We start from the raw sequence: 25,471 nt of genomic DNA on the forward strand, positions 1-25,471 counted from the left end.
ACCTTCTCATTCGCCCGTCGATGGGGCTCCTTGGGCACCCGACTACGGCGACACCGGTGCAGGTGGGTCGGCCCTCAGCTCCCGAACATCAGCGGCGTCCACGAGGATCCGATCTTCACCCGGTTCAGCAGAGTGCCGGTCCCCGTGCCGCGGTAGGCCCACAGGACTCCTGCCGAGTCCCGGGTCACGAGGTCCAACGGCCCGTCGCCATCGACGTCCCCAAGACCCGTGAAGGCGGTGAACGCCTGGAACCCGTGACCGATCTCGACGGGTCCCAGGTAGCTGCCCGTGGCCGAGAACCGGAACAGGAAGAGGACCCCGGCGCTGGTCTTGCCGATGAGGTCGGAGCCGCCGTCGCCGTTGAAGTCGCCGACCGCCTCGAGCTCCTGCATCGAGGCCCAGCCGGTGCCCTTGCTGATGCGGGCCTTGAAGGCGCCAGCGCCGTTGCCGGGATAGAGCCACAGGGTTCCGGTGGAGTCGCGCACGAGCAGGTCGACGGCTCCGTCGCCGTTGAGGTCGCCCGGGGCCACCATGGCGTTGAACGCCTGCCAGCCACCGCCCAGGGACTTCGTCGAGGCGATCGTGCCGGTTCCTGATCCGAGGTGAAGGGTGAACGCTCCTGCGGACGTGCGGCGCATGAGGTCGGGTATGCCGTCGCCCGAGAAGTCGCCCGGCGCCAGGACCTCGGGCGCAGCGGGCCACGCGGTGGCGATGGCAGTGCGGGGCAGCCAGCCCCCGCGGCCGTCACCGGGGTAGTTCCACAGAGTGCCAGCGGCATCGCGCGCGATGAGGTCGGAGAACCCGTTGCCGGCGAAGTCGGTGCCGACGGAGGACCCCACGGGGATGAACCAGGTCGAGCGCAGGTTGAGCTTCGAGCGGAAGGTCTCCGCGCTGACGCTCTGGGTGCCGGTCGTACCCGTCAGCTCGATCGAGGACGCGCGGCCGTCGAACCAGGCACCCACACCGGTGCGCGAGATCTTCATCGACCGGAAGATCCCGATGCTCGACCAGGCGCTCTCGATCGCGCTCACCGGCATCGTGAGGTAGGACCAGGTGTCGGGCGCCTCGGCGTACACAGCGTCGTAGGGGTCGGTCTTCGAGACCTGGTAGGGCAGATTCGACCCGACGATCTGGCCGCCGTTGGTCGAGCTGAACTCGGTCTGGGCGATGGCGGTGCCGTACTTGCGCACCTGGCCGCTCGTGGCCGTGATCGCGGCGTCCGAGTTCGGGTGCTCGGGGTTGGAGCTCGTCAGTCCTGGGTAGACCTGACAGGCCGTGGTGTCGCAGATGTCGAAGCCGTTGGGGCTGCCGAGTCGGGCCGCGGTGTAGGACCGTGCGGCCACGGCCTGCGCCTTGACCGCCTCGAGACCCCAGGAGGCCGGCATCTCGGCCGGAACGACCGAGCGCAGGTAGGCGTTCATCGCGAGCACGTTGACCGTGCCGCTGACGTAGGCGCCGCCGCTCCCGCTGGGCAGGTGCACGATGGTGGACCGCAGCCCACCGCGGTACTGACGATTGCCCGACGGCGTGACGAGCGTGATGACCGAGCTCGCGATCGAACCGTCGCCGACGAACGTGAGGTGCTTTGCCGACGCGAAACTGGCGCAGGCTGGCGTCACCACGAACCAGCTCGAGTTGGCCGGGACGTACGCCTCGAGCTTCCACGCGCCGCCCGCGAGAGGCGTGGTGCGCCATTGCGTGGCACCAGTCCTTGTCAGCGGATCAGTGCACGTTCCGTCAGTGAGGGTGAGGCCCGACTCGGCGACGACAACGGTCGAGCGCTGGTTCATCGCGGTGATGTTGACCCGGACCTCGGGGTTGCCGATGTCTGCTGCCGTCGTCCCCGGGTAGTAGAAGTTGAGGATCTGCGCGACTGTCTGTCCCTGGCTCGCCGCTCCGCGCGCACCCCACTGCGACATCCCGCGTCCGTGCCCGAAGCCGCGCCCGTTCAGTGCGATGACCGGCCCGGTGGTCGCCGCGGCAGCGGACGCCACCGCCGGTGTCGCGTCGTCTCTCACGCGCTCGGTGGCCAACGTGTCGGCGGCAGGGGTCGACTTGGCGGGCTTCGCCGCCGGTGCGGTGGTGCCCTGAGGAGCTGCGGACGAGGCGGACGAGGCGCTCGCGACTGCGGTCATGGGTGCGGCCAGGAGGATCGCGGTAGCGACGACCGAGGTGAGACGGTTCATTGGATCAGCATCCCCAAAGTGGTGCGGCGACGACAGTGTCATGGCGAGGACCCGCCACACCCCTTGTCGATCAGGTGGTGGCCGGCGTGTGTCTGGCACTTTTCCACACGTAGGGCGTCGTGGTCGACACTTTGATGAGGCCGGATCGTTCGAGGATCGGTCGGGAGAACTCGGTGGAGTCGCTGTTGACCCAGCGCTTGCCCTGTGCGATGGCCGATCGGGCCCGGGCCGCAGTGAGCGCACGGTAGATCCCGCGGCCCCGATGCTCCGGTCGGGTGGCCCCGCCCCAGATGCCGGCGAAGTCGGTTCCCTCGACGGGTTCGAGCCGGCCCGCGCTCACGATCTCGCCACCCTCTTCAGCGACCCACATCTCCATGTCGTCGGCCGTGCGGAGGCGGTGCAGGATCTGCTCGGCATGTGATGCAGCCTCGTCGGGTGCGTCATCGAAGACCTCGCTCTGCATCGCGAGCATGCGCAGGACGTCGTCCTCGTCGGTGAGGCGACGGATGGTGACACCCTGCGCCAGGTCGAGATCCAGAGCGAGGAGGGCGGCGTCGCCGATCATCACCGACTCGCTCTCCTGCGCCTCGAAACCGGCGGCCACCAGTGCCTCGTGCAGTCCCGGGGCATGGTCGTGTCCGCGCGTCTTCCACTCGACCTGGAGGATCTCGGGCATCGCCCGGTAGTGCGCCAACGCCCCCTCGACGAGCCCACGCACCGACTCCTCCGTGGCCGGTCCCTCGTCGGTGGCGAGGTCGCGATAGGTGATGAATCCGCGCCCGCCCAGGTAGGTCGCGAGCAGCAGCGGCCCGAGCGCCGTGGTGCTCAGCGCGGACGGGACCTCGGCATCGCGGCGGAGCTGGCTGTCGTAGGCCTCGAGCAAGGAGGCGGGATCGGGTTCGGTCATGCCCTGACCCTTGCGCTCGAAGGCGGTCGCCGCAATCGCTTTACGTGGCGCTCCGCCCACAGCGAACACGGTGAGAACTTTTGGCACTCGAGTTGACCGAGTGCTAACGGCGACCTAGATTTGGGTCATTGGCACTCGCCACGTGTGAGTGCCAGCGCAGGCGGACCGACTCGACCCCCGCGACGGCGTGTTGGATCCACAGTTCGGCGCACATTTTGCAGCTCCATTGTCCACCTTCGACTCATCCCAAAGGGGAGGTCACACAGTGTCGGTTTCCATCAAGCCGCTCGAGGACCGCATCGTCATCAAGTCGCTCGAGGCCGAGCAGACGACGGCGTCCGGTCTCGTTATCCCGGACACCGCGAAGGAGAAGCCCCAGGAGGGCGAGGTCCTCGCGGTCGGCCCCGGTCGCATCGACGACAACGGCAACCGTGTCCCGCTCGACGTCAACGTCGGCGACAAGGTCATCTACAGCAAGTACGGCGGCACCGAGGTCAAGCACGGCGGCGAGGAGTTCCTGATCCTCAGCGCTCGCGACGTCCTCGCCATCGTCGGCTGACCGAGCGGTTTCGCTCGGCACAAAGATCTGAACCACCACGTATGCCGTGGGCTCACCTCCCACGGTGAGCTCACGGCATACGCGCATCACCACCACTGCTTGCGTCTGCGTCGATGGCTGCCAGAGCCACCACGGGCGCAGACGCAACGATCAGACAAGGACATTCATGGCCAAGGAACTGGAGTTCAACGACTCCGCCCGCAAGGCGCTCGAGCGGGGCGTCGACGCCCTCGCCAACGCCGTCAAGGTGACGCTCGGCCCCAAGGGCCGCAACGTCGTCATCGACAAGAAGTGGGGTGCCCCCACGATCACGAACGATGGTGTCACCATCGCTCGCGAGATCGAGCTCGAGGACGCCTACGAGAACCTTGGCGCCCAGCTCGCCAAGGAGGTCGCGACCAAGACCAACGACGTCGCCGGTGACGGCACGACGACCGCAACCGTCCTGGCCCAGGCCATGGTCCGCGAGGGCCTGCGCAACGTCACCGCCGGTGCGGCTCCGGCCGGCCTCAAGCGCGGCATGGACAAGGCCGTTGACGCCGTGTCCGAGAAGCTGCTCGAGACGGCCCGCGAGGTCGACGGCAAGGACGAGATCGCCTCCGTCGCCTCCCTGTCCGCCCAGGACCCGGAGATCGGCGCCACCATCGCCGAGGCGTTCGACAAGGTCGGCAAGGACGGCGTCATCACCGTCGAGGAGTCCTCGACCGCGTCCACCGAGCTCGAGTTCACCGAGGGCATGCAGTTCGACAAGGGCTACATCTCGCCCTACTTCGTCACTGACCCCGAGCGCATGGAGGCCGTCCTCGAGGACGCCTACGTGCTCATCAACCAGGGCAAGGTCTCGGCCATCGCCGACGTCCTCCCGATCCTCGAGAAGGTTGTCCAGTCGGGCAAGCCGCTCGTGATCATCGCCGAGGACATCGACGGTGAGGCCCTGTCGACGCTCGTCGTCAACAAGATCCGTGGCACGTTCAACGTCGTGGCCGTCAAGGCTCCCGGCTTCGGAGACCGTCGCAAGGCGATGCTCCAGGACATTGCCGTGCTCACCGGTGGCCAGGTCATCGCCGAAGAGGTCGGGCTCAAGCTCGACACGGCCGACCTCACCGTTCTCGGTCAGGCGCGTCGCGTCGTCGTCACCAAGGACAACACGACGATCATCGACGGCTCGGGCGACCACGCCGAGGTCGATGGCCGCGTCAACCAGATCAAGGCCGAGATCGAGCGCACCGACTCCGACTGGGACCGCGAGAAGCTCCAGGAGCGCCTCGCCAAGCTCGCCGGTGGCGTCTGCGTCATCAAGGTCGGTGCCCACACCGAGGTTGAGCTCAAGGAAAAGAAGCACCGCATCGAGGACGCCATCTCGGCGACCCGCGCGGCCATCGAAGAGGGCATCGTCGCCGGTGGCGGCTCGGCTCTCATCCAGGCCGTCAAGGTCATCGACACGCTCGGTCTCGAGGGTGACGAGAAGGTCGGCGCCACCATCGTGCAGAAGGCCGCGGCCGAGCCGCTGCGCTGGATCGCCGAGAACGCCGGTCTCCAGGGCTACGTCGCCGTCGCCAAGGTCTCCGAGCTGGAGCCGGGCATGGGCCTCAACGCCGCGACCGGCGAATACGTCGACCTGATCAAGGCCGGCGTCATCGACCCGGTCAAGGTGACCCGTTCGGCCCTGCGCAACGCAGCGTCGATCGCGTCGATGGTTCTCACGACGGACACCCTCGTCGTCGAGAAGAAGGTCGACGAGGACGGCGGGGCTGGTCACAGCCACGGCGGCGGTCACGGCCACAGCCACTGAGCTGAACCCGTGAAGCCCCAGCGCTTCTGAACACAACGCGTATGCCGCGTGCTCCCGTACAGGGGGAGCACGCGGCATACGTGCGTTCGTGTGGTGCGCACCCGGCTCGCTGACACGCACCGGGACTGGATGCTCGGACGATCAGTTCGTGCTCAACTTTCCCCTGTGAATGGAAGAGAGTCGCAGGTGGGGCGCGGCGTTGGGGTGTGGCGCAATCGGGTCAATCAGGTAGCTGGATGGCTCCTCGGCTACGGGCTGTTCTTCTTCGTTTCCTTCCTCGACCCACTCAGCGTTTACACCCCGTCACAAGGGACCGATGGGACCCAGTTGGACACTGAATTGGTGTCGATCCACCTCTTCTTCGCAACTCTGAGCGTGATCGGCTTTGCCATCTGGGCCGTGCCGCTCGTGCGCACGGCACCGGGAGTGGTGCGCATCGTGAATCCCTTGACGAGGTGGACCCTCCCTGCAGAATGCCTCGAGACCCTGCGTGAAGGTGTCATGTTCCCCCGGCTGGTGTGCGGAGAGCACGTCGTGCGCCTTTGGGGTCTGGAGCGCAGTGTCTTGGACTCAATGCGCGGACACATCGTCGTTCCCACCACCGAGCCGACCACAGCGAATACACGAGGCATTGAGCCAAGCGTGAAGAGGTCTGTCCATCCTGCGCTGGCCCTGCTTTTTGCCCTGTGGCTCGCCGTCACCGCTGCTGGGCTTCTTTAGGCGGCAGGGTGAGTTGTGGGACGTGATCTGACTCGAGATAGACCGACACGCTGCGCGCGGTTGAACGCGCACAGCGTGTCGGTCTATCTCGACTGGTCGGAGGACCAGATGTCAGGTCACGTTGACCGCCACAGTGGCCACGGTGTCGTTGCGACTGTCACCGACGAGGACTCGCACGGTGTACGCACCCGGAGTCGCCCAGGTGTGTGATCCGGAGAGAGTGGCAGTGCCATCGGCAGCCACTGTGACGGTGGCGTCCGTGGTGGGGCTGCCGTCACCCCAGGCCACGCGGGCGGTGTAGCCGTCAGCGGCGGGCACCCCACCGTTGGCGGTGCCGAGCGTCACCGTCGAGGCGACGCCGGCCTTGGCGGTCGCGCCCGATGCGGGCGTCACCGTCAGGGGAGTGCCGTTGTCGGCCACGGAGAAGACGTGGATCCGACCGTTGGCGTGCGGGTCGCCGGTCTGCGTCGGCAGGGTCACCGAGGCCACCGTCCTGCCGGCGGGGATGGTGAGAGGCGCGGTCGCGAACAGCTTGAGGTGGCAGCCGTCCGTGCTCGTGCCGTTGAGGCGTGAGGTCATCTCCACCGCGAGGATGTTGGTGAACTTCACACCGCCACACCAGTCTCCGTACTGGATCGGGTATGCCGTGCTCGTCCCGTCCGTGTAGGTCACCTTGCCGATGGTGTCCTGGTCCTTCTGGGTCGCCGTGCCGATGAGGCTCAGCTTGGTCGCGCCCGGGGCGAGGGTGACGGGCAGGGTCTGTCCGGCACCGGTGGCGTTGTCGTTCTCACCGGCAGGGATCGCCGGCATCGAGAACTTGAGGTCCGTGCCCGGCACGGTGATCAGCTTGCCCGGTGAAGCGCCGGCCTCGGCCAGTGCCGGGCGTGAGACGCCCGCCTGGTCGCCGTCGCAGACGCTCTGCTCACCGGGGTTGCCGATGCAGACGAGGTCGAACCCTGCGGCATACGACGGGACGACCGCCTGGTGCACGGTCACCGAGCCAACGGCGCTCGCCTCACCCTTGGGGTCCTTGACGGTCACGACCGTCTCGTAGACGCCGGGCGCGGCCCAGGTGTGTTCACCCTTGACGGTGAACGAGCCGAGCTCACCAGCGGTGATCGTGCCGGCCGACGACGTTCCGTCGCCCCACGCGATCGTGGCGCTGAAGTCGCCCACAGCTGATCCCTTGCCGCCGGAGAAGGTCGCAACCGCACCGCTGATCGGGGTACCTTCGATTCCCTCCAAAGCGCTGGACGCGCTCACCTTGAGCCCGGTGTTCTGGGCGTGTGAACCGTCTGTGAGGAACTCGATCTCCGACAGCGTCGGTGTCCCGGTGCTCGCCGTGACAACGAGCCGGTATGCCGTGTACGTGCCGGGTGCGGCGATCTTGAACGGCCGCGTCTGGGTGCGCCAGGCGAAGGCCTGGCTGGTGCGGCTGTCGATCGTCGTCCAGGTTCGACCGTCCTTGCTGCCCTCGACCCGCCACGCGCTTGGCTCGCCGGCGGCAGCGCCGTTGGTGAGCGTGTAGAACGTCGCCCGCTGACCGATGCCCGAGAGGCTGTAGGTCACCGTCGGCGTCGTCGTGTTGAACGTCGTCGCCGTGGTCGAGCTGTTGTCGAACAGGGCGGCGGGAGTGGTCGCGGCAGGTGCCGTGATGGTGCCCGCGGTCGGCCCGGTGGCGTCACGCAGTGGTGCCGGCATCGCGTCACCCTTGGTCAGCGACGGGGGAGCGGCGTTCGGCTGGGTCCCGTAGTCCGACGGCGAGGACCCCATGGCGAAGTCGATCGTCGCGGCACCCGCGATCAGGCTGTGCGGGATGGAGACGCCCTTGTGCCCGTCACCGTTGACGGTGAGCTTCTGCACGTAGATGTTCTTCGCGGAGTTCGCCGGAGCGTTGACCACGAGGTCACCCTTGGTGCGGTGCACGGTCGCCTTGGTGAACTTCGGTGAGCCGACTGCCCATTGCGCCGAACCGACCTGGAGCGGGTAGATGCCGAGCGAGGACAGGATGTTCCAGGCCGACTGCTCGCCGTTGTCCTCGTCGCCCGCGTAGCCCTGGCCGATGTCGCCACCGACGTAGAGACGGCGCAGGATCTCGCGCACCTTCTCAGCGGTCCGCGACTGCTTGCCGGTCCAGTTGTACATGTAGGGGATGTGGTGCGAGACCTGGTTGCTCATCCCGAACATGCCCATCCGGACGTCGCGAGCCTCGATCATCTCGTGGATCGTGCCGCCGTAGGAGCCGACCTTGGTCGCGGTCTCCGGCCTCGTGAAGAACTCGTCGAGCTTGTCCGCCATGGCGGCCCGCCCTCCGAGAAGGTTGGCGAGACCGTTGCCGTCCTGAGGTGCATGGAAGGCGAAGTTCCAGCCGTTGGTCTCGGTGTAGCCGTTGCCCCACACGTCGGGGTCGAAGTTCGGCGCGAACTCACCGTTGGCCGAACGCACCCGCAGGAAGCCCGTCTTGCTGTCGAAGTAGTTGGTGTACTCCGTGGCGCGCTTGAGGAAGTACTCGGACTCCTCCCTGAGGGTGGCCTGGCGAGCGGCCGGAACGCTGGGGTCGGTGGCGAGCTTCGCGGCCTGGTTGCCGATGCCGAAGTCGTTCACGAGACCCTCGAGGCCCCAGGACACACTCTCGTGCGTGCTCTCCGGGGTGAAGCCGAGGAACTGCGAGGTGGCCAGTCCCTTGCGGCCGACACCGGAGGAGGGCGGCAGCACGGTGGCGTTCTTCAGCGCCGCGTCATAGGTGCCGACCTTGTCCGGCAGGGCCACACCCTTGACGAAGGCGTCGGCGAACGAGACGTCCGAGCTGGTGCCGGTCATCAGGTCGGCGTAGCCCGGGGAGGACCAACGGGCGACCCAGCCACCGTCGCGGTACTGCTGGACGAAGCCGTCAGCGATCTCGGCAGCCACCTCCGGGTAGAGGAGGGAGTAGGCGGGCCACACGGTCCGGTAGGTGTCCCAGAAGCCGTTGTTCACGTAGATCTTGCCGTCCTTGACGGCGGCGTTGGTCGTCGTCGGGGTGGCGCTGCCGGACTTTGCCGACACGGGGCTGGCGTACTGGAAGCGCGGCGCAGCGGCCGTGCCGGTGTTCTCGAACTGGCTGTTCGGGTAGAGGTTGAGTCGGTAGAGGTTCGAGTAGAGCGTGCGTGCCTCGGAGTCGCTGGCACCCTCGACCTCGACGACATTGAGTCGCTTGTCCCACTTGGCCCTGGCGTCGCCCTGGACGTCGTTGAACGTCTTTCCGGCGAGTTCGAGGTCGTGGTTGCGCTTGGCCTGGTCGAGCGAGATGAAGGAGGTCGCGATGCGCAGTTCCACGTCGCGGTCCGTCGTCGTGTCGAACTTGGCGTAGCGGGTGCCGGTGTGCCCGGAAGGCGCAACGCCGGTCGACGCCGCCGGACGGTCGAAGACGCCGTGGATGAACATCCGGCTACGTCCCACGGAGAGTCCGCTGCCGTTGTCGACCCAGCCGTCCACGGTGCCCGCGGCAGCATTCACGGTGAAGCTGCCGTTGTTGTCGACGGTGTCGAGGACGAGGTTGCTCGTGGGTGTGCCCTCGGGGAAGGTGAAGCGCCACACGCCACCGTGGTCGGCGGGTGCGGTCTCGGCGATGATGCCGCCGTCGAGGTGGACGCGGTAGTGGTCCGGGCGGGCGACCTCGTCTGCGTGGTCGTAGGCCAGGGCGCGTCCCGTGGCGCTGCCGGTCGGGACACCCTGGTTGATCGAGGGCATGACCGACATCTGGTTGCGGTCACCCATCCAGGGGGAGGGTTCGTGCGAGATCCCCAGGCCCTGGAGCATCGGTCGGTTCTGCGCGTTGTTGCCGGCCTGGTAGTAGTACTGCCAGGACTGCGAGTTCGCGTCGGACACCGGCGTGAAGAAGGTGAAACCGTTGGGAACAGCGCTGATCGGCAGGTTGTTGCCGCGCGAGAACGACCCACTGGAGTTCGTTCCGCGACGCACGTCCACGGCATACGTCGGGCTGGAGCGGTCGAGCGCAACGGGAGCGGGATCGACCTTGATGTCGTCGACCCAGCCACTGAAGGTCGTGTCCTTCGTGGGGCTCGCGGTGTTGTCGTAGCCGAGGAGGATCGCGTCGATCGTCTTGCCCTGGGCCTTGGTGCCGAGATCGATGACGACCGAGTTCCACTGCGAGGCGTAGAGGATCTTGCCGACACCCTGCCCATTGGGCGAGGCGGCGGTGTCGGTGCTGTCGGTGGCGCCGAGCCCGGACAGGAACGTCCCGTCGGTGAAGCGCAGGTCGACGGCGGAGTAGGTCGACGGGTAGCTCAGGTCACCCGGGATCATCTCGGGGAGGATCTTGTAGGTGAGCTGGGACCGTTGTCCCACAGGCACATCCACGTCGAAGAGGCGGTTCCAGGCGAACCCGCGCCCGGCTGCCGTGTGCCTGCCGCCGTAGCGCAAGGCCTTGACCCCGGTCCATCCGACCTGGGACTTGATGTTGAAGCCGGAGCGCGGACCGGCACCCACCACTGACGCGATGGGGGTCAGTGCCGGCTCGTTCGGGTCGATTGCGCCAAAGAGGTTCCAGTCAGCGAGCTGGATGATGTTGCCGCTGTTGTTGGCCGTGACGTTGAGGCGGTAGAAGCCGTAGTCGCCGGGCGTCGTCACGGTGAACGTCTGCTTGCTCTTGCGCCCGGCGAAGACGACACCGGTGCGCTGGTCGAGGTCGGTCCACGTCGTGCCGTCGGTCGAGCCCTGGAGCGTGACGTTCTTGGGGTCGCGCTCAGGGGCGTCGTCTCCGGAGGTCATCGACCAGGTGAGTGCGCGCTTGGGAGCTGACAGTTGGTAGCGGACCCAGCCGGTCGAGGCGAACGCGAGCCACTTCGTGTCCGGGTTGGCGTCGGTGAGGTTGGCGGCAACCTCGCCGGGCGCGTTCTCGGCGCTCGCCGTGACTGCGGTGACGGCTCCGAGCAGACTGCCGTCGGCGGCGGTGCCACCGGTGACGTTCTGCTGGCGCGGTCCGGTCGAGTCCACCTCGACGGTGGATTCGAGGGGTTGCGGTTGGCCGGCCTCGAACGAGGTCGACCACGCACCTCCCTCGACTGCTGCGGTCGGTGGGGCTGCTTGCGGTGGAGCTGCAGTTGCGGTCCCGGGGGCGCAAGCCCATCCGAGTGCGAGGGCAACAGCTCCTGCGGTCAGTCCTCTGGGGACGGCGGTGGTCAAGCGCATGGTTCCTCCGGGCTCGTCGTTGAGCAGTGACCGATCTCCCTCGACCGGCCATCGTGCAAGACCCTCCCGGTATGCCGTCCGCTCCGCAATACAAGGGCGTCACCTTGTCCGGTGAAGACATGCCATCGGACAAAACCTCATGTAGAGAACCCCGGCACGCGCACTCACGTTGCTGTTGAGCGCGGAGTTTGGTGTGATCGACCTGTGACAGCGTTGTCAGGTAAACGGACATCCGCGCGGCCCACCATGGCCGACGTGGCAGATGAGGCGCACGTCTCCGTCAAGACGGTGTCGAGGGTGGTCAATCGAGAGCCAGGGGTACGACGCGACACCGAGTTGCGCGTGCGGGGCGTCATTGATCGCATCGGCTTCATGCGTCACGACGGGGCACGCATCCTGCGGCAGGGGCGCACGCAGACCATTGCCCTCGTCGTCGAGGACCTCGCCAACCCCTTCTACTCCCAGATCGGCGCCGCGGTCGAACGTGAGGCGCGCATTCGGCAGTACCAGCTCATCACGGCGTCCGCGGAGGGTTCCCCGACCCGGGAGCGCGTGGTCCTTGAAGGGCTCATCAACCGCCGGGTCGACGGTCTCGTCGTGGTGCCCGCCGGCGAGCGTCCCGCGACTGACCCGAGCGTGTCCGCCAGCGGCACTCCCATCGTCTACGTCGACCGGCCCGTGCGCGGTGAACCGTGCGACACCGTCATCAGCGACAACGCGGGCGGGGTGCGCAGTGCCGTCGAGCACCTGGTGGCCCACGGGCACCGACGCATCGCCCTGCTCGGGGACGACGCAGAGTTCTGGACCGCGCGCAAACGCCGTGAGGCGTTCGTCGCCATCCACGACCAGCTCGGGCTACCCGGTGACACCCGGGTCGTCATGGGGCCGCACACATCTGAGTCCCTCGTCGAGCGACTGGGCAGCTGGTCGCGCGAGCGCACACCCGTGACCGCAGTGATCACCGGCAACAACCGAGTCACCCTCGCCGCCCTGCATGCCATGCGCCGGGCCGGCGTCCAGATGGGGCTCGTGGGCTACGACGACTTCGAGCTCGCCGACCTCATCGAGCCGTCCGTGACGGTGGTCCACCAGGACCCGGCCTCCATTGGTCAGAAGGCCGTTCTCCAACTCTTCGCGCGCCTCCTCGGCGACGAGTCGCCCGCCCAGACGGTCGTCATGCCGACGCGGCTCATCGTGCGCGAGTCCGGCCGTCTCCCTTCATCCGTCCCAGTTCGGAAGGCCCATTCATGACCGACACCTCGACGAGCGCGGCGCACGCCACGACCGCGGCTCTTGCGACCAACACGCCCCGGCGGTTCTATCGCGGGGGCGAGCGCATCTTCTCCTTCCGGGGCATCACGCCGACGAGTGAGTTCGACGGCTACCGTCCCGAGGACTGGATCGGTTCGACGGCTCGACTCTTCGCCGAGGGCGGTGGGGGAGTGACGACGCTGGACGGCGGGCGCGAGCTGCCTGATGCCTTCGCTGCCGATGCCGACGGGTGGTTCGGTGAGGCGCACGTCGCGCGCTTCGGCGGTGACCCCAACCTGCTGACGAAGCTCCTCGACAGCGGCGAGCGACTCCCCGTCCACTCGCACCCGAGCCGGGCCTTCGCGGCGGCCCACCTCGACTGCGACCACGGCAAGACCGAGGCCTGGATCGTCCTCGTTGCCGAGCCGGGAGCGACCGTGTGGGTGGGCTTTCGTGACGAGCTCTCTGCCGAGGCCCTCGCCGAGTTGGTCGACGCGCAGGACGACCAGCTCCTCGCGGCCCTCAACCCCATCAAGGTGTCTGCCGGCGACGCCGTGCTCGTGCCGGCCGGACAGCCGCACGCCATCGGCGAGGGTGTCCTCATCCTCGAGCTCCAGGAACCCACTGACTTCTCGGTCATGTTGGAGCACAGGCGTTTTGGCCTCGAACTCGACCATGCCTTCCTCGGACTCGAGCGACCGCTTGCGCTGCTGAGCGTTGACCACGGCCCGGTCACGCCGGAGCGGCTTGAGACCCTGCGGCGCCGGTGGGCCGATGTCGAGGACTTCGGCTCGGCCCTGCCCGACGAGGCGAGTGCCTACTTCCGGGCCGAGGTCGTGCGGCCGGTGACGGGCGACGTGACGGTGGGCGCGGCATACGCCGCAGTTGTCGTCGTGGACGGCCACGGGACGTTCACGTCTGCGCACGGCGCACGCGAGGTGCGCGCCGGCGACGTGTTGCTGGTCCCGTTCTCTGCCGGTGACGTCACCGTGAGCGGCGACGTCACCCTCATCCGGTGTATGCCGCCCGCCCCCTGAACCCTGCCACCCCATCGACTTCGTGCCCCGCACGGACAACTCGCTGGCGCTCGCCCCTGTTCTTGACTTCGACTTCGTGCCCCGCACGGACAACTCGCTGGCGCTCGCCCCTGTTCTTGACTTCGACTTCGTGCCCCGCACGGACAACTCGCTGGCGCTCGCCGTCCGTGCGGGGCACGAAGTCGATCTCAGCTCTCGGCGATGACGGCGAAGGTCTCGCCTGCGTAGGTCACCGTGTCGCCCGGGCGCACCTGGCGGCCGCGGCGGATGTCGACCTCACCGTTGACCTCAACCTCGCCGGCCTCGACGACGGCTCGGGCGTCAGCACCGTCCTCGACGACGGACGCGAACTTGAGGAGCTGGCCGAGGCGGATGCTCTCGCCCGCAATGGGGATCTCGGTAGGTGTCACGCCTCAAGGATAGGTGCCCAGAGCGGTGGCCTACTGTGCGAAGCATGCGCACTCTCGGAGTCCTCGGTGGCATGAGCTGGACGAGCACGGCGACCTACTACCGCCTCCTGAACGAAGGGGTCGTGGCCCGTCTCGGTGGCCTGCACTCGGCCCAACTTCTCCTCCACAGCGTCGACTTCGACCCTGTGGCCAAGGCCCAGCACGAGGGCGACTGGGATGCCACGGTTGCCATCCTGGCGAGGGCCGCCGAAGGCTTGGCTCGCGGCGGCGCCGAGGCCCTGCTCGTCGCGACCAACACGATGCACAAGGTGGCCGACGAGCTCGAGCAGGCTTCGGGGCTCCCGCTGCTCCACATCGCCGACGCGACGGCCGACGCGATCGTCGCCGACGGGGTCAGCACGGTCGGGCTGCTCGCGACGGCGTTCACGATGGAGCAGGACTTCTATGTCGGGCGCCTGCGGGCCAAGGGACTCGAGGTCATCGTTCCCGACGCACCCCAGCGAGCCGAGGTCCACCGGATCATCTACGACGAGCTCTGCCTCGACGTCGTGCTCGACGCGTCGCGCGATGCGTATCGCGACGTGATGGCGTCCCTTGTCGAGAGAGGTGCGGAGGCGGTCATCCTGGGGTGCACCGAGATCACGCTGCTCGTGCGCGAGCACGACAGCACGGTCCCGCTCTATGACACGACGCGGATCCACGCCGACGCCGGCGTCGACTTCCTGCTCGGCTGACCGACGCCTTGCTGGTGCCCAAGAAATTGCCGGGCGGCTGAGAGCGTCCCTGGTCGCTCCCAGCCACCCGACTGGAGTGCCGGACAGCTGAGCGCGTCCCTGGTCGCTCCCAGCCGTCCGGTCGTTTGGTCACTCGCTGCTGATCGAGGTCAGCTGGCGAGCTCACGTTGGTTGAGGGTGCGAATGCGCTCCTCCTCGGTCATTCCGCCCCAGACGCCGTACGGCTCACGCGACATCAGTGCGTGCTCGCGGCACAGCTTGAGGACCGGGCAGGTGTCGCAGACGGCCTTGGCGCGGTCGTCGCGACTGCGTCGCTGGTTGCCCCTCTCACCCTCCGGGTGGAAGAACACCTCAGGGCTCACCTGACGGCAATGTCCGTCGAACTGCCATTCCCAGACGTCGAGCGTCGGCTTCGGCAGTCGTGCGATGTCAGTCATGACCCCTCCTGTCCATGGTGGTCGACGGCGTCGTCGGCCACCCGTTGTCATCACGCGCCCCTGCGTGCGCAGCATCAGGCTAGGAACGGGTTGGCAAGGCGCGGGTCTGCGGCAGGTAAGAAGTTGGCAAAGTCGGGCAGGGGTGCGGAAATCCTCAGGTCAGCGCCATTCTGAGGCCAGAAAGTCGCGTCCGTTCCTGACCAGGGCGTGGGCAGGTTCTCGCTGGTTCGGAGCCGCGCGGGGGCTGCTCTAGACTTGGGCAATGAGCCTTGGTGTTGACCGTCACTCCACCCACCTCGAGGCCGAGCTCGCCGCTGCGGCGTCGGCGCCATTGACCACGCAGGCCCCTGAGCCCGGCGCGGCCGACGCTGCGCAGCCCGCGCTCCCGACCCCCTTCGCCGCTCTGGGGCTCACCTATGACGACGTCCTGCTGCAGCCGGGCGAGACCGACGTCATTCCCAGCGAGGTCGACACGACGTCACGCGTGACCCGCGACATCAGCGTGCGCGTGCCGCTCATCTCCGCCGCCATGGACACCGTGACCGAGGCCCGCATGGCCATCGCGATCGCCCGCCAAGGCGGGCTCGGCATCCTTCACCGCAACCTGTCGATCGAGGACCAGGCCTACCAGGTCGACCTCGTCAAGCGGACCCAGACCGGGCGCATCTCCAACCCGGTGACGATCGGTCCCGACGCCACGCTCGAGGATCTCGACGAGCAGTGTGGCCGCTACCGCGTGTCCGGCCTTCCGGTCGTCGACCCCGGGATGCACCTGCTCGGCATCGTCACCAACCGCGACCTCCGCTTCACGCCCGTCGCCGAGTGGGCGACGACCCTCGTGCGCGACGTCATGACGCACATGCCGCTCATCACCGGCGCCGAGGACATCAGCCACGAAGAGGCCACGAGCCTGCTGCGCCTGCACAAGCGCGAGCGGCTCCCGCTCGTCGACGGCGAGGGTCGACTCACCGGCCTCATCACCGTCAAGGACTTCGTGAAGTCCGAGCAGTTCCCCCACGCGAGCAAGGACGGCTCGGGCCGCCTCCTCGTCGGCGCGGCAGTCGGCTACTTCGGCGACGCCTGGGAGCGCGCCACCACCCTCGTCGACGCGGGCGTCGACGTCCTCGTCCCCGATGTCGCCAACGGTCACGCTCGACTCATGCTCGACATGATCAGGCGCCTCAAGAGCGACCCGGCCACCAAGCACGTGCAGATCCTCGCTGGCAACGTCGCCACCCGCGCCGGGGCGCAGGCCCTGGTCGACGCCGGTGCCGATGGCGTCAAGGTCGGCGTCGGGCCGGGCTCCATCTGCACCACTCGTGTCGTCGCCGGTGTCGGTGTCCCGCAGGTGACCGCGATCTACGAGGCCTCGTTGGCCTGTCGCGCCGCCGGTGTCCCCGTCGTCGGTGACGGCGGCCTCCAGTACTCCGGCGACATCGCCAAGGCCCTCGTCGCCGGTGCTGACACCGTCATGATCGGGTCGCTGTTCGGTGGTTGCGAGGAGTCGCCGGGCGAGTTGGTGTTCGTGGGCGGCAAGCAGTTCAAGGCCTATCGCGGCATGGGTTCGCTCGGGGCCATGGCCTCGCGTGGCAAGAAGTCCTATTCCAAGGACCGCTACTTCCAGGCAGATGTTGCGAGCGATGACGAGCTCGTGCCCGAGGGCATCGAAGGTCGGGTGCCCTACCGCGGCCCACTCGGCGCCGTCGTCCACCAGCTCATGGGTGGCCTGCACCAGTCGATGTTCTATGTCGGTGCGCGCACCGTGCCCGAGCTCAAGGCCAAGGGCCAGTTCATCCGCATCACCACGGCGGGTCTCAAGGAGAGCCACCCGCACGACATCCACGGCATCGTCGAGGCACCGAACTACTCCTCGTCACGTTGAGGTCGGTAGGTCACACTGAAGTGACCCACTGGCTACACATCGGCATCCGACCTCGTGGTGGCCGCCTCAGCCGACTGAGGCGTCCTTGACGTCGGTGTGGGTGAAGTCTTCGCCCGTGAAGAGCAGGGGCTCGTCCTCGCTCATCGCCAGGGCGTAGGAGTAGCAGTCACCCAGATTGAGCTTGGCCGGATGGCCCGACCCGCGTCCGTAGCGTCGGTGAGCCCGTCGAGCGACATGGGCCTGCTCCGGAGTGAGGGCCACGACCTCGATGTCGAACTGGTCGAGGAGGTCATCGAGTCTGCTGGCAGGTTGCTCCGGTCGCTTGCGGTCCAGGACGATGCCGCACTCGACATAGGTCGCCGCCGAGATCAAGGATCCCCGCGAGGTGGCGAGGACGTCGACGAAACGTGCCCGCTCGGGTTCGCCTTCGTGGATGGCCACGATTGCCGAAGAGTCGACGATCACCGGGGCAGGCCCGTCTCCGGGTCGTACATGTCGTCCATGATCTCCTCCACGGTTGGCCGGCCCTCGGGTCGCTCGGCATCGATCTCGGCCAGGAGCTGGTCGATACGTCGTCGTTTCGAGTCGCTCTCGGCCTCGCGAAGTAGGTCGGCGAGGTAGCGCTCCAACGCGCTCTCGATGGCGCCCGTCTGAGTCGTGCCGGTCCGCGCGGCGACGTCGCGCGCAAGGTTCACCACACGCTCGTTCTTGATGTTGAGGGCCATGGCACCAAGGTACCACCGGCGTCTACCCGGGTACCTTCGTCGTCAGGGAGTCCGCCCAGCTGCTCAGGCAGATGCCGCCGTCGGCGGTGCGGTCCATCGAGGTGGCAGCCAGCATCGCGTGACCGATCGCGCGCGTGACGCAGTCGGCTGACGCCGCCTGGAGGTGGACGAGATCGAGGTCGGTCGGCGCTTCCTTCCCACCTGTCGCGAGGGTGAAGATCGTGTCTCCGTCGTATGCCGTGTGCACCGGTGACAGGGCCCGCGCCAGTCCGTCGTGGCTCACCTCGGCGAGCTTGCGGCACTGCACCTTGGTGAGGGTGGCATCCGTCGCGACGACCCCGATCGTCGTCGCCATGCCGGCGCGCAGCTCGGCCTCTGCTGCGGCAAGGGCTGACCAGTAGGCCTGTGCCGCAGCCGGATTCGCGTCGGGCACTGCGGCGAACTCGGCTGCGAGACCGGAGCGGACGGCATACAGCGAACCGTCAGGAGCGCATGGGGAGCCCATCGCATTGACGACCACGATCGCTCCCACGGTCACGCCGTTGACGACGGCGCTGGCCGTGCCGACGCCACCCTTGAGGCCACCGGAGCGGGCACCCGTGCCGGCGCCGACCGATCCCTGCGCCACGGGACCAGCGACCGCTTCGCGCCAGGCGCGGGCTCCGTCCTCGGCCGTGGGGGTGTGGGTGAATTCGCCGCCGCGCCCGAGGTCGAGGATGACGGCCGCTGGCACGATCGGCACGACCTCGGACTCGTCCTCGGCGCTGACCGGCCAACCGTGCCCGTCGGCATACGCCTCCTGCATGACGCCGTCGGCGCTCGCGAGACCGAAGGCACTGCCCCCGGCAAGCACGATGGCGTCCACCCGATCGACGAGCCGGAGCGGATCGAGCAGATCGGTCTCACGGGTGCCCGGTGCACCGCCACGCACGTCAACCCCGCCGACCGTGCCCGGCGGGGGCACGACGACGGTGACTCCCGTGAGCCAGCCGGGTTCGTCGCGGGTCACGTGACCGACGCGCACTCCCGCCACGTCGGTGATCGCGTTGTGCCGGCCCGGCAGGGGAGTGTCCATGGACCCAGCATGCCGAAGGCCGGCCCACCTCGAGAGGTGGACCGGCCTTCGCTGTGCCTGCTGGGCGTCAGTGCAGGATGACCGGGGGTGCCACCTCTGCGGCGTCCTCGTCGTCGAGCAGGTGGCTCTCCTCGTGCTTGCGCGGGAGGAACCAGGCCGAGACGAGTGTGAACGAAACCATGATCGCGGCGATGAGGAAGGTGCTGCCGAAGACCTCGCCCATGGCGTTCTGGACGGCGCTCTGGAGCGCCGCGGCGCCCGCAGCCGGGTCCTGGAACTGGCTGAGGATGTTGCCGACGAGCGGGAACTTCTCGAGCAGTCCACCGGTCTGCGACGGGTCGAGACCCTTGGACGCCTCCGCGAAACCACGGGCCTGTGAGACCAGGTCGTCGTTCTTGAGCCCATTGGTGAGGACGACCGAGATGATCGCGACACCGATGGAGCTGGCGACCTGCTGCGAGATGTTGAGCAGCGTCGAACCGCGAGCAACCTGGTGCGCCGTGAGCGTCTTGAGAGCCGACGTCATGAGCGGCATCATCGTGGCGCCCATGCCGAGACCCATGACGAACAGCACGGGGATGAGGTAGCCCCAGTAGGACGTGGTGCCATCGACCTGGGTGAGGGCGAACATGCCACCGGTGATGAGGACCAGACCGACCGGGACGATGCGTCCGACCGGGATCTTGTCGGCGAGCGCGCCGGCGATCGGCATGGTGAGCATGGCGCCGATGCCCTGAGGAGCAACGAGGAGGCCAGCGTCGAACGCGCCCTCGCCGCGCACCTGCTGCAGGTAGGTCGGCACGAGGAGCAGGCCACCGAAGAAGGCTCCGGCGAAGATGAACATCGTGACGATCGACCACGTGAGGTTGCGGTTCTTGAACAGGCGCAGGTCGAGCAGCGGGTGCTCGGGCTTGAAGCTGTAGAAGACGAACGCGACCATCAGGGCGAGACCGACGCCGGCGAAACCGAGCACCCTGCCCGAGAAGAACGTGCCGGCGGTGGGGATCGACGAGATGCCGTAGAGGAAGAACGCCAGACCCGGGCTCATGAGCAGCATGCCGACGAAGTCGAAGGACTCGGACGGCTCGGGCTTGTCCGAGGCCAGTGCCCACCAGGCGTAGCCGAGGGCAGCGATGCCGAGCGGCAGGTTGATGAGGAAGATCCAGTGCCAGGACACGGCGTCGATGAGGTAGCCACCAAGGATCGGGCCGAGGATCGGACCGAGAAGCATCGGGACACCGAGGATGGCCATGAGGCGACCCATGCGGGCCGGGCCGGCAGCCTTGGTCATGATGACCATGCCCAGCGGCATGAGCAGACCACCACCGAGACCCTGGATGACGCGGAAGAGGATCAACATGTTGATGCTCGTGGCAGCCGCACACAGGGCCGAGCCGAGGGTGAACAGCGTCAGCGCGGCCATGTAGAGGCGCTTGGTGCCGAAGCGGTCGGCGGCCCAGCCCGTCAGTGGGATGACCGTGGCGAGGGCCAGGGTGTAGGCGGTGACGGTCCACGCGACGGTGGAGTAGGGGAGCGGGTTGTCCTTGCCGGTGAAGGTGACCTGCAGGTCCGGCAGCGCGACGTTGACGACGGTGATGTCGAGGATCGACATGATGGCACCGAGGACGACGACACCGGCGATCTTGAGGACCGCCCCGTCGATCTTCTCGGGGTACTCGATCTGGGCAGGGCTGGACAAGCGGGGCTCCTCAGAGCGAGAGGGGGTGGGTTGCGGCGACGCTGCCGGGGCGCGGGAAAACCCGCCCGCACCATTGTGCTCCTCCCGCGACCTCTGACGCCAGTCTGATATTCCGCTCGGCGTGGTTAGGCTGCGGGGGTGAATGAGATCGAGATCGGACGTGGCAAGCGTGCCCGGCGCGCCTACTCCTTCGACGACGTCGCCGTGGTGCCCTCGCGGCGCACGCGCGACCCCGAAGAGGTGAACGTGGGCTGGCAGATCGACGCCTACCACTTCGACCTGCCGGTCATCGCGGCGCCGATGGACTCGGTGATGTCTCCCGAGAGCGCGATCGCGTTCGGCGGGCACGGCGGACTACCCGTCCTCGACCTCGAGGGCCTGTGGACGCGCTACGAGGACCCGGCGCCGCTCCTGGCGGAGATCGCCACGCTCGAGCCGGCGCTCGCGACCGCGCGGATGCAGGAGATCTACCAGGCCGACATCGTCCCCGAGCTCATCGTCGAACGCCTGCGCACCATCCGCGACGCCGGGGTCACCGTTGCGGGTGCACTGACGCCGCAGCGAACCCAGCAGCTCTGGAAGACCGTTGTCGACGCAGGTGTCGACCTCTTCGTCATCCGCGGCACGACCGTCTCGGCCGAGCACGTGTCGAGCCGCGCCGAGCCCCTCAACCTCAAGCGCTTCATCTATGAGCTCGACGTGCCGGTCATCGTCGGTGGGGCTGCGTCCTACTCAGCGGCGCTGCACCTCATGCGCACCGGTGCTGCCGGTGTCCTCGTGGGCTTCGGTGGCGGCGCGGCCCACACGACCCGCCGCACCCTGGGCATCCACGCGCCGATGGCCTCGGCCATCGCCGACGTCGCTGCGGCGCGTCGCGACTACCTCGACGAGAGCGGTGGCCGCTACGTCCACGTCATCGCCGACGGTGGTGTCGGCACGAGTGGCGACATCGTCAAGGCGGTCGCCTGTGGCGCGGACGCCGTGATGCTCGGTGCCGCGCTGGCCCGCACGACCGAGGCTCCCGGCCGCGGCTTCCACTGGGGGGCCGAGGCCCACCACCCTGAACTGCCGCGCGGTGAGCGCGTCGAGGTCGGGGCCGTGGCCTCGCTCCAGGAGGTGCTCTTCGGCCCGAGCAGGGTCGCCGACGGCACGACCAACCTCGTCGGCGCGCTCCGCCGCGCCATGGCGACGACCGGTTACACCGAGCTCAAGGACTTCCAGCGGGTCGAGGTCGTCGTCGCCCCCTACGAAGGCGGCTGAACCGACGCCCTCGCCTGCGACTGGGGTCACACGCCCTGTCGCCGGAGGACTCCTTTGGTTACTCTCGGGTAATGGCCGACGTCATCGCAGACCCGGGGTTGGACCCCACCGCCACCTATGCCGTGGACCCGAGCCGCGCGCGACGGCTTGCGTCCAGTGTCGTTGCCGGACCTGGCGCTGAGCAGCACCTGAGCCACACGCCGATGACCGGTGCGCCCCTCGCGTCGCTCCCGGTCTCGACGCCCGAGGACGTCGCCATCGCCATCGGCACCGCTCGGGTCGCCCAGCGCGCCTGGGCGAAACTCAGCATCGAGCGACGTGGCCAGGTGCTCCTGCGCTTCCACGACCTCGTGCTCGAGCGTCAGGTCGAGCTGCTCGACCTCATCCAGCTCGAGTCCGGCAAGGCCCGCAGCCACGCCTTCGAAGAGGTGGCCGACTGTGCGATCGTCTCCCGGCACTACGCCCGAGCGGCGGCGGCATACCTGAAGGACACGCGCGTGCGCGGCGGTATCCCGGTGCTGTCGCAGACGGTGGTAGGCCACCGCCCCAAGGGTGTCGTCGGCATCGTCTCTCCCTGGAACTACCCGCTGAGCCTGGCCATCACGGATGCGCTGCCGGCGCTCATGGCCGGCAATGCCGTCGTCCTGCGCCCCGACCAGCAGTCGTCCCTCACGGCGCTGGCCGGTCATGCTTTGCTGCTCGAGGCCGGGCTCCCCGAGGGTGTCTTCCAGGTCGTCCTCGGCCCGGGCAGCTCGACGGGTCAGGCGATCGTCGACCAGGCCGACTACGTCTGTTACACCGGGTCGACGCCCACGGGGCGCATCGTCGGTCAGGCCGCGGCCAAGCGACTCGTCGGCTGCAGCCTCGAGCTCGGTGGCAAGAACTCCATGTATGTCGCTGCTGACGCGGACATCGCGCGGGCCGTCGCCGGCGCTGTGCGTGCCTGCTTCTCCTCGGCCGGGCAGCTCTGCATCAGTGCCGAGCGCCTCCTCGTCCACCGCGACGTCTTCGGGGAGTTCGTGACGAGGTTCGTCGAGGCGGTCGAGTCGATGAAGCTCGGCACCGACCTCGCCTACGGCTACGACATGGGTTCACTCGTCGGCCAGAGCCAGCTCGACACGGTGACCCAGCACGTCGACGACGCCCGGGCGCATGGGGCCGTCGTCCTCACTGGCGGTCGGGCACGGCCCGACGTCGGCCCGTTCGTCTACGAACCCACGGTGCTCTCAGGTGTCACCGAGGCGATGCTCTGCCGCGACGGGGAGACCTTCGGCCCGGTCGTCTCCCTCTCTGAGGTGGCGTCCGACGACGAGGCCATCGCGCTCGCCAACGACACCGAGTACGGCCTCAACTCGTCCGTGTGGACCCGCGATGTGCGCCGTGGTCGCCGGATCGCGGCGCAGATCAGCACCGGGACGGTCAACGTCAACGACGGGTACGCCGCGGCGTGGGCCAGCGTTGGCGCTCCGATGGGTGGGATGAAGGCTTCCGGCATCGGCCGTCGCCACGGTCGCGAAGGCATCGTCAAGTACACCGAGAGCCAGAACGTCACCGCCCAGCACCTCGTCGGGTTCGGCGGGCTGCCAGGGGTGCCCGAAAAGACGTACGCGCAGGGCATGACCCTGGCGCTGCGCGCGATGAAGGGCTTGGGTCTGAGGTGACCGAACACGCGCGCGACGTCAACGGTGACGACCACAACGATGTCCACACTGATGTCGATGTCGATGTCGATGTCGTGGTCATCGGCACCGGCTTCGGCGGCTCCGTCGCGGCCCTGAGGCTTGCCGAGAAGGGGCACTCGGTGCACATGCTCGAGGCCGGTCGCCGCTTCGAGGACGAGGACTTCGCCAAGACCTCGTGGGACCTGCGCAACTTCGTGTGGGCCCCGCAGGTCGGTTGCTACGGCATCCAGCGGATCCACCGGTTGCCCGACGTCATGATCCTTGCGGGGGCCGGCGTGGGCGGTGGGTCGCTCAACTATGCGAACACGCTCTACGTGCCGCCGGAGCCGTTCTTCCGTGACCAGCAGTGGGGTCACATCACCGACTGGTCGAGTGAGCTGGCTCCTCACTACGAGACCGCATCGGCGATGCTCGGCGTCGTCGAGAACCCGTGCGAGGGCCCGGTCGAACAGATCTGGCGTGATGTCGCCGACGACATGGGTGTTCCCGAGACCTTCCGCAAGACGCCCGTTGGTGTCTTCTTCGGCAAGCCGGGTGTCGAGGTCGACGACCCCTACTTCGGCGGTGCCGGGCCCAAGCGCCGCGGCTGCATCGAGTGTGGCAACTGCATGGTCGGCTGCCGCCACGGGGCGAAGAACACGCTGCGCAAGAACTACCTCCACCTCGCCGAGGGCCTCGGTGTGGTCATCGAGCCGCTGCGCACCGTGACCCGGCTGGGAGTCGTGCCGGGCACGGACGGTGGGCGGGCGGCATACCCGAACGGCACTCGGTATCGAGTGCTCCACGAGCGGACGGGACCCATCGGCGGCAGGGACGTCCGGGTCATCACGGCGAAGCACGTCATCGTCGCCGCGGGCACCTGGGGCACCCAGACCCTGTTGCACGCCATGCGCGACGAGGGTGAGCTGCCCGCGATCTCCGGGCGCCTCGGCCACCTCACGCGGACCAACAGCGAAGCGTTGCTCGGCGCCGAGACCGAGAACGTCAGCGAGAAGGCGGCGCTCTCCGAGGGGATCGCGATCACGTCCTCGTTCCACCCCGACGCCGACACCCACGTCGAGAACGTCCGCTATGGGCGCGGCTCGAACGCGATGGGCCTGCTGACCACCCTCATGGTGCCCGGCGACACCGGTCGGCCGCGCCCCGTGGAGTTCGTCCTGCGACTCCTTCGCGACCCGAAGCCGCTCATCAAGCAGTTCCCCATGGCATCGAGGTTCAGCGAGCGGACGATCATCGGCCTCGTCATGCAGTCGCGCGACAACTCGCTCCGGGTCTCTGGACGCGGCAAGCTCTTCGGGGGGCGGGGCCTCACGTCACAGCAGGGGCACGGTGAGCCCAACCCGACCTACATCAAGGCGGGTCACCAGTCCATGGAGGCGGTTGCGCAGCGGCTGCACGAGCTCACCGGTGAGTACACCGTCACCGGGGGCACGTGGGGGGAGGTGTTCGACGTCCCGCTGACGGCCCACTTCCTCGGAGGGGTGGCGATCAGCGACAGCCCGGAGTCCGGAGTCATCGACCCCTACCACCGGCTCTGGGGCTACCCGGGCATCTCGGTGACCGACGGGTCAGCCGTCTCGGCCAACCTCGGCGTCAACCCGTCTCTGACGATCACGGCGCAGGCCGAGCGAGCGATGTCGTTGTGGCCCAACAAGGGTGAGGCTGATCTGCGCCCGGCCCAGGGCGAGACATATCAGCGACTCGACCCGGTGGCCCCGCGCAACCCTGCGGTGCGCGAGATCCACCGAGTCGACAGCGTCGGGGTCGACCTCGGTATGCCGGTGCTGCGCACCGTTTGAACCTGCGCCGGATGCGCGTTGACGGCCCCGGGGTCCTCGTGGTGTTCGTCGGGGTCGATAACCCATGGGTGCGTAGCCGAACACCTATGGGTTATCGACGCGAACCAGATCCCACACCCCCTCGCA

20 protein-coding genes are annotated in these 25,471 nt (G+C 68.0%); 11 read left to right on the forward strand and 9 right to left on the reverse strand.

Going from position 1 to position 25,471, the window contains the following annotated elements; all coding sequences use genetic code 11:
* Positions 1-74 precede the first annotated feature (74 nt).
* Together ACFQRE_RS06715 and ACFQRE_RS06720 are read right to left on the reverse strand one after the other, a co-directional pair.
* On the reverse strand, positions 75-2,186 hold the full coding sequence (locus ACFQRE_RS06715) for a SpoIID/LytB domain-containing protein (protein WP_380120206.1): 2,112 nt from the start codon (positions 2,184-2,186) through the stop codon (positions 75-77).
* Positions 2,187-2,256: 70 nt separating this feature from the next.
* Positions 2,257-3,093: a GNAT family N-acetyltransferase gene (locus tag ACFQRE_RS06720; RefSeq protein WP_380120208.1), complete on the reverse strand. Its 837-nt coding sequence runs from the start codon at positions 3,091-3,093 to the stop codon at positions 2,257-2,259.
* Between the two features lie 265 nt (positions 3,094-3,358).
* On the opposite strand from ACFQRE_RS06720, the gene groES reads away from it, so the two are divergent.
* From groES to ACFQRE_RS06735, 3 genes are all read left to right on the forward strand, one after another.
* Positions 3,359-3,652 carry a co-chaperone GroES gene (gene groES / locus ACFQRE_RS06725; protein WP_380120210.1) on the forward strand — a complete coding sequence of 98 codons (294 nt, stop codon included), beginning with the start codon at positions 3,359-3,361 and terminating at the stop codon, positions 3,650-3,652.
* Between the two features lie 166 nt (positions 3,653-3,818).
* Positions 3,819-5,444 carry a chaperonin GroEL gene (gene groL / locus ACFQRE_RS06730; RefSeq protein ID WP_380120212.1) on the forward strand — a complete coding sequence of 542 codons (1,626 nt, stop codon included), beginning with the start codon at positions 3,819-3,821 and terminating at the stop codon, positions 5,442-5,444.
* A gap of 90 nt (positions 5,445-5,534) precedes the next feature.
* Complete coding sequence (locus ACFQRE_RS06735; protein ID WP_380120214.1) at positions 5,535-6,164, forward strand: hypothetical protein; 630 nt, start codon at positions 5,535-5,537, stop codon at positions 6,162-6,164.
* Between the two features lie 111 nt (positions 6,165-6,275).
* On the opposite strand, the gene ACFQRE_RS06740 is transcribed toward ACFQRE_RS06735, so the two are convergent.
* Entirely contained in the window at positions 6,276-11,159 is a 4,884-nt protein-coding gene (locus ACFQRE_RS06740; protein WP_380120216.1) for a GH92 family glycosyl hydrolase, read from the reverse strand.
* A 441-nt stretch (positions 11,160-11,600) separates the two neighbouring features.
* Here ACFQRE_RS06740 and ACFQRE_RS06745 point away from each other — a divergent pair, with 441 nt between their 5' ends.
* Genes ACFQRE_RS06745 through ACFQRE_RS06755 form a run of 3 tightly spaced genes read left to right on the forward strand, consistent with a single transcriptional unit; the run spans position 11,601 to position 13,847 of the window.
* Entirely contained in the window at positions 11,601-12,605 is a 1,005-nt protein-coding gene (locus tag ACFQRE_RS06745; RefSeq protein ID WP_380120218.1) for a LacI family DNA-binding transcriptional regulator, read from the forward strand.
* Positions 12,602-13,642, forward strand: a complete 1,041-nt coding sequence (locus tag ACFQRE_RS06750) for a class I mannose-6-phosphate isomerase (protein WP_380120220.1) — start codon at positions 12,602-12,604, stop codon at positions 13,640-13,642. The genes ACFQRE_RS06745 and ACFQRE_RS06750 overlap by 4 nt, the downstream gene beginning before the upstream one ends.
* A 22-nt stretch (positions 13,643-13,664) precedes the next feature.
* Positions 13,665-13,847, forward strand: coding sequence for a hypothetical protein (locus tag ACFQRE_RS06755; RefSeq protein WP_380120222.1), 183 nt, complete (start codon positions 13,665-13,667; stop codon positions 13,845-13,847).
* Here the strand turns inward: ACFQRE_RS06755 and ACFQRE_RS06760 are convergent.
* On the reverse strand, positions 13,831-14,052 hold the full coding sequence (locus tag ACFQRE_RS06760) for an RNA-binding S4 domain-containing protein (RefSeq protein ID WP_380120224.1): 222 nt from the start codon (positions 14,050-14,052) through the stop codon (positions 13,831-13,833). The two genes, ACFQRE_RS06755 and ACFQRE_RS06760, sit on opposite strands and share 17 nt — an antisense overlap.
* A 44-nt stretch (positions 14,053-14,096) precedes the next feature.
* On the opposite strand from ACFQRE_RS06760, the gene ACFQRE_RS06765 reads away from it, so the two are divergent.
* Positions 14,097-14,786, forward strand: a complete 690-nt coding sequence (locus tag ACFQRE_RS06765; RefSeq protein ID WP_380120226.1) for an aspartate/glutamate racemase family protein — start codon at positions 14,097-14,099, stop codon at positions 14,784-14,786.
* Between the two features lie 149 nt (positions 14,787-14,935).
* Here ACFQRE_RS06765 and ACFQRE_RS06770 read toward each other — a convergent pair whose 3' ends face one another.
* Positions 14,936-15,223, reverse strand: a complete 288-nt coding sequence (locus tag ACFQRE_RS06770; protein ID WP_380120228.1) for a WhiB family transcriptional regulator — start codon at positions 15,221-15,223, stop codon at positions 14,936-14,938.
* A 262-nt stretch (positions 15,224-15,485) separates the two neighbouring features.
* Here ACFQRE_RS06770 and guaB point away from each other — a divergent pair, with 262 nt between their 5' ends.
* Positions 15,486-17,105: an IMP dehydrogenase gene (gene guaB, locus ACFQRE_RS06775; RefSeq protein WP_380120230.1), complete on the forward strand. Its 1,620-nt coding sequence runs from the start codon at positions 15,486-15,488 to the stop codon at positions 17,103-17,105.
* A gap of 66 nt (positions 17,106-17,171) precedes the next feature.
* Here guaB and ACFQRE_RS06780 read toward each other — a convergent pair whose 3' ends face one another.
* From ACFQRE_RS06780 to ACFQRE_RS06795, 4 genes are all read right to left on the reverse strand, one after another.
* Positions 17,172-17,546 carry a type II toxin-antitoxin system VapC family toxin gene (locus ACFQRE_RS06780; protein ID WP_380120232.1) on the reverse strand — a complete coding sequence of 125 codons (375 nt, stop codon included), beginning with the start codon at positions 17,544-17,546 and terminating at the stop codon, positions 17,172-17,174.
* Between the two features lie 20 nt (positions 17,547-17,566).
* Positions 17,567-17,830 (reverse strand): type II toxin-antitoxin system VapB family antitoxin, encoded by a 264-nt coding sequence (locus ACFQRE_RS06785; RefSeq protein WP_380120234.1) that lies wholly within the window; start codon positions 17,828-17,830, stop codon positions 17,567-17,569.
* Between the two features lie 22 nt (positions 17,831-17,852).
* A complete protein-coding gene (locus ACFQRE_RS06790; protein ID WP_380120236.1) occupies positions 17,853-18,905 on the reverse strand; it encodes a P1 family peptidase in 1,053 nt (350 codons plus the stop codon).
* Between the two features lie 67 nt (positions 18,906-18,972).
* The gene (locus tag ACFQRE_RS06795; RefSeq protein WP_380120238.1) at positions 18,973-20,604 is read right to left on the reverse strand and encodes a DHA2 family efflux MFS transporter permease subunit; all 1,632 of its coding nucleotides are present in this window, start codon (positions 20,602-20,604) and stop codon (positions 18,973-18,975) included.
* Between the two features lie 138 nt (positions 20,605-20,742).
* Here ACFQRE_RS06795 and ACFQRE_RS06800 point away from each other — a divergent pair, with 138 nt between their 5' ends.
* From ACFQRE_RS06800 to ACFQRE_RS06810, 3 genes are all read left to right on the forward strand, one after another.
* Positions 20,743-21,864 (forward strand): GuaB3 family IMP dehydrogenase-related protein, encoded by a 1,122-nt coding sequence (locus tag ACFQRE_RS06800; RefSeq protein ID WP_380120240.1) that lies wholly within the window; start codon positions 20,743-20,745, stop codon positions 21,862-21,864.
* Positions 21,865-21,935: 71 nt separating this feature from the next.
* Positions 21,936-23,525 (forward strand): succinic semialdehyde dehydrogenase, encoded by a 1,590-nt coding sequence (locus tag ACFQRE_RS06805; RefSeq protein ID WP_380120242.1) that lies wholly within the window; start codon positions 21,936-21,938, stop codon positions 23,523-23,525.
* Positions 23,522-25,345 carry a GMC oxidoreductase gene (locus ACFQRE_RS06810; protein WP_380120244.1) on the forward strand — a complete coding sequence of 608 codons (1,824 nt, stop codon included), beginning with the start codon at positions 23,522-23,524 and terminating at the stop codon, positions 25,343-25,345. Before ACFQRE_RS06805 ends, ACFQRE_RS06810 begins: the two co-directional genes overlap by 4 nt.
* Positions 25,346-25,471: the final 126 nt, after the last annotated feature.

The sequence above is a fragment of the Knoellia pratensis genome (assembly GCF_042666395.1).
GTDB lineage: Bacteria > Actinomycetota > Actinomycetes > Actinomycetales > Dermatophilaceae > Knoellia > Knoellia pratensis.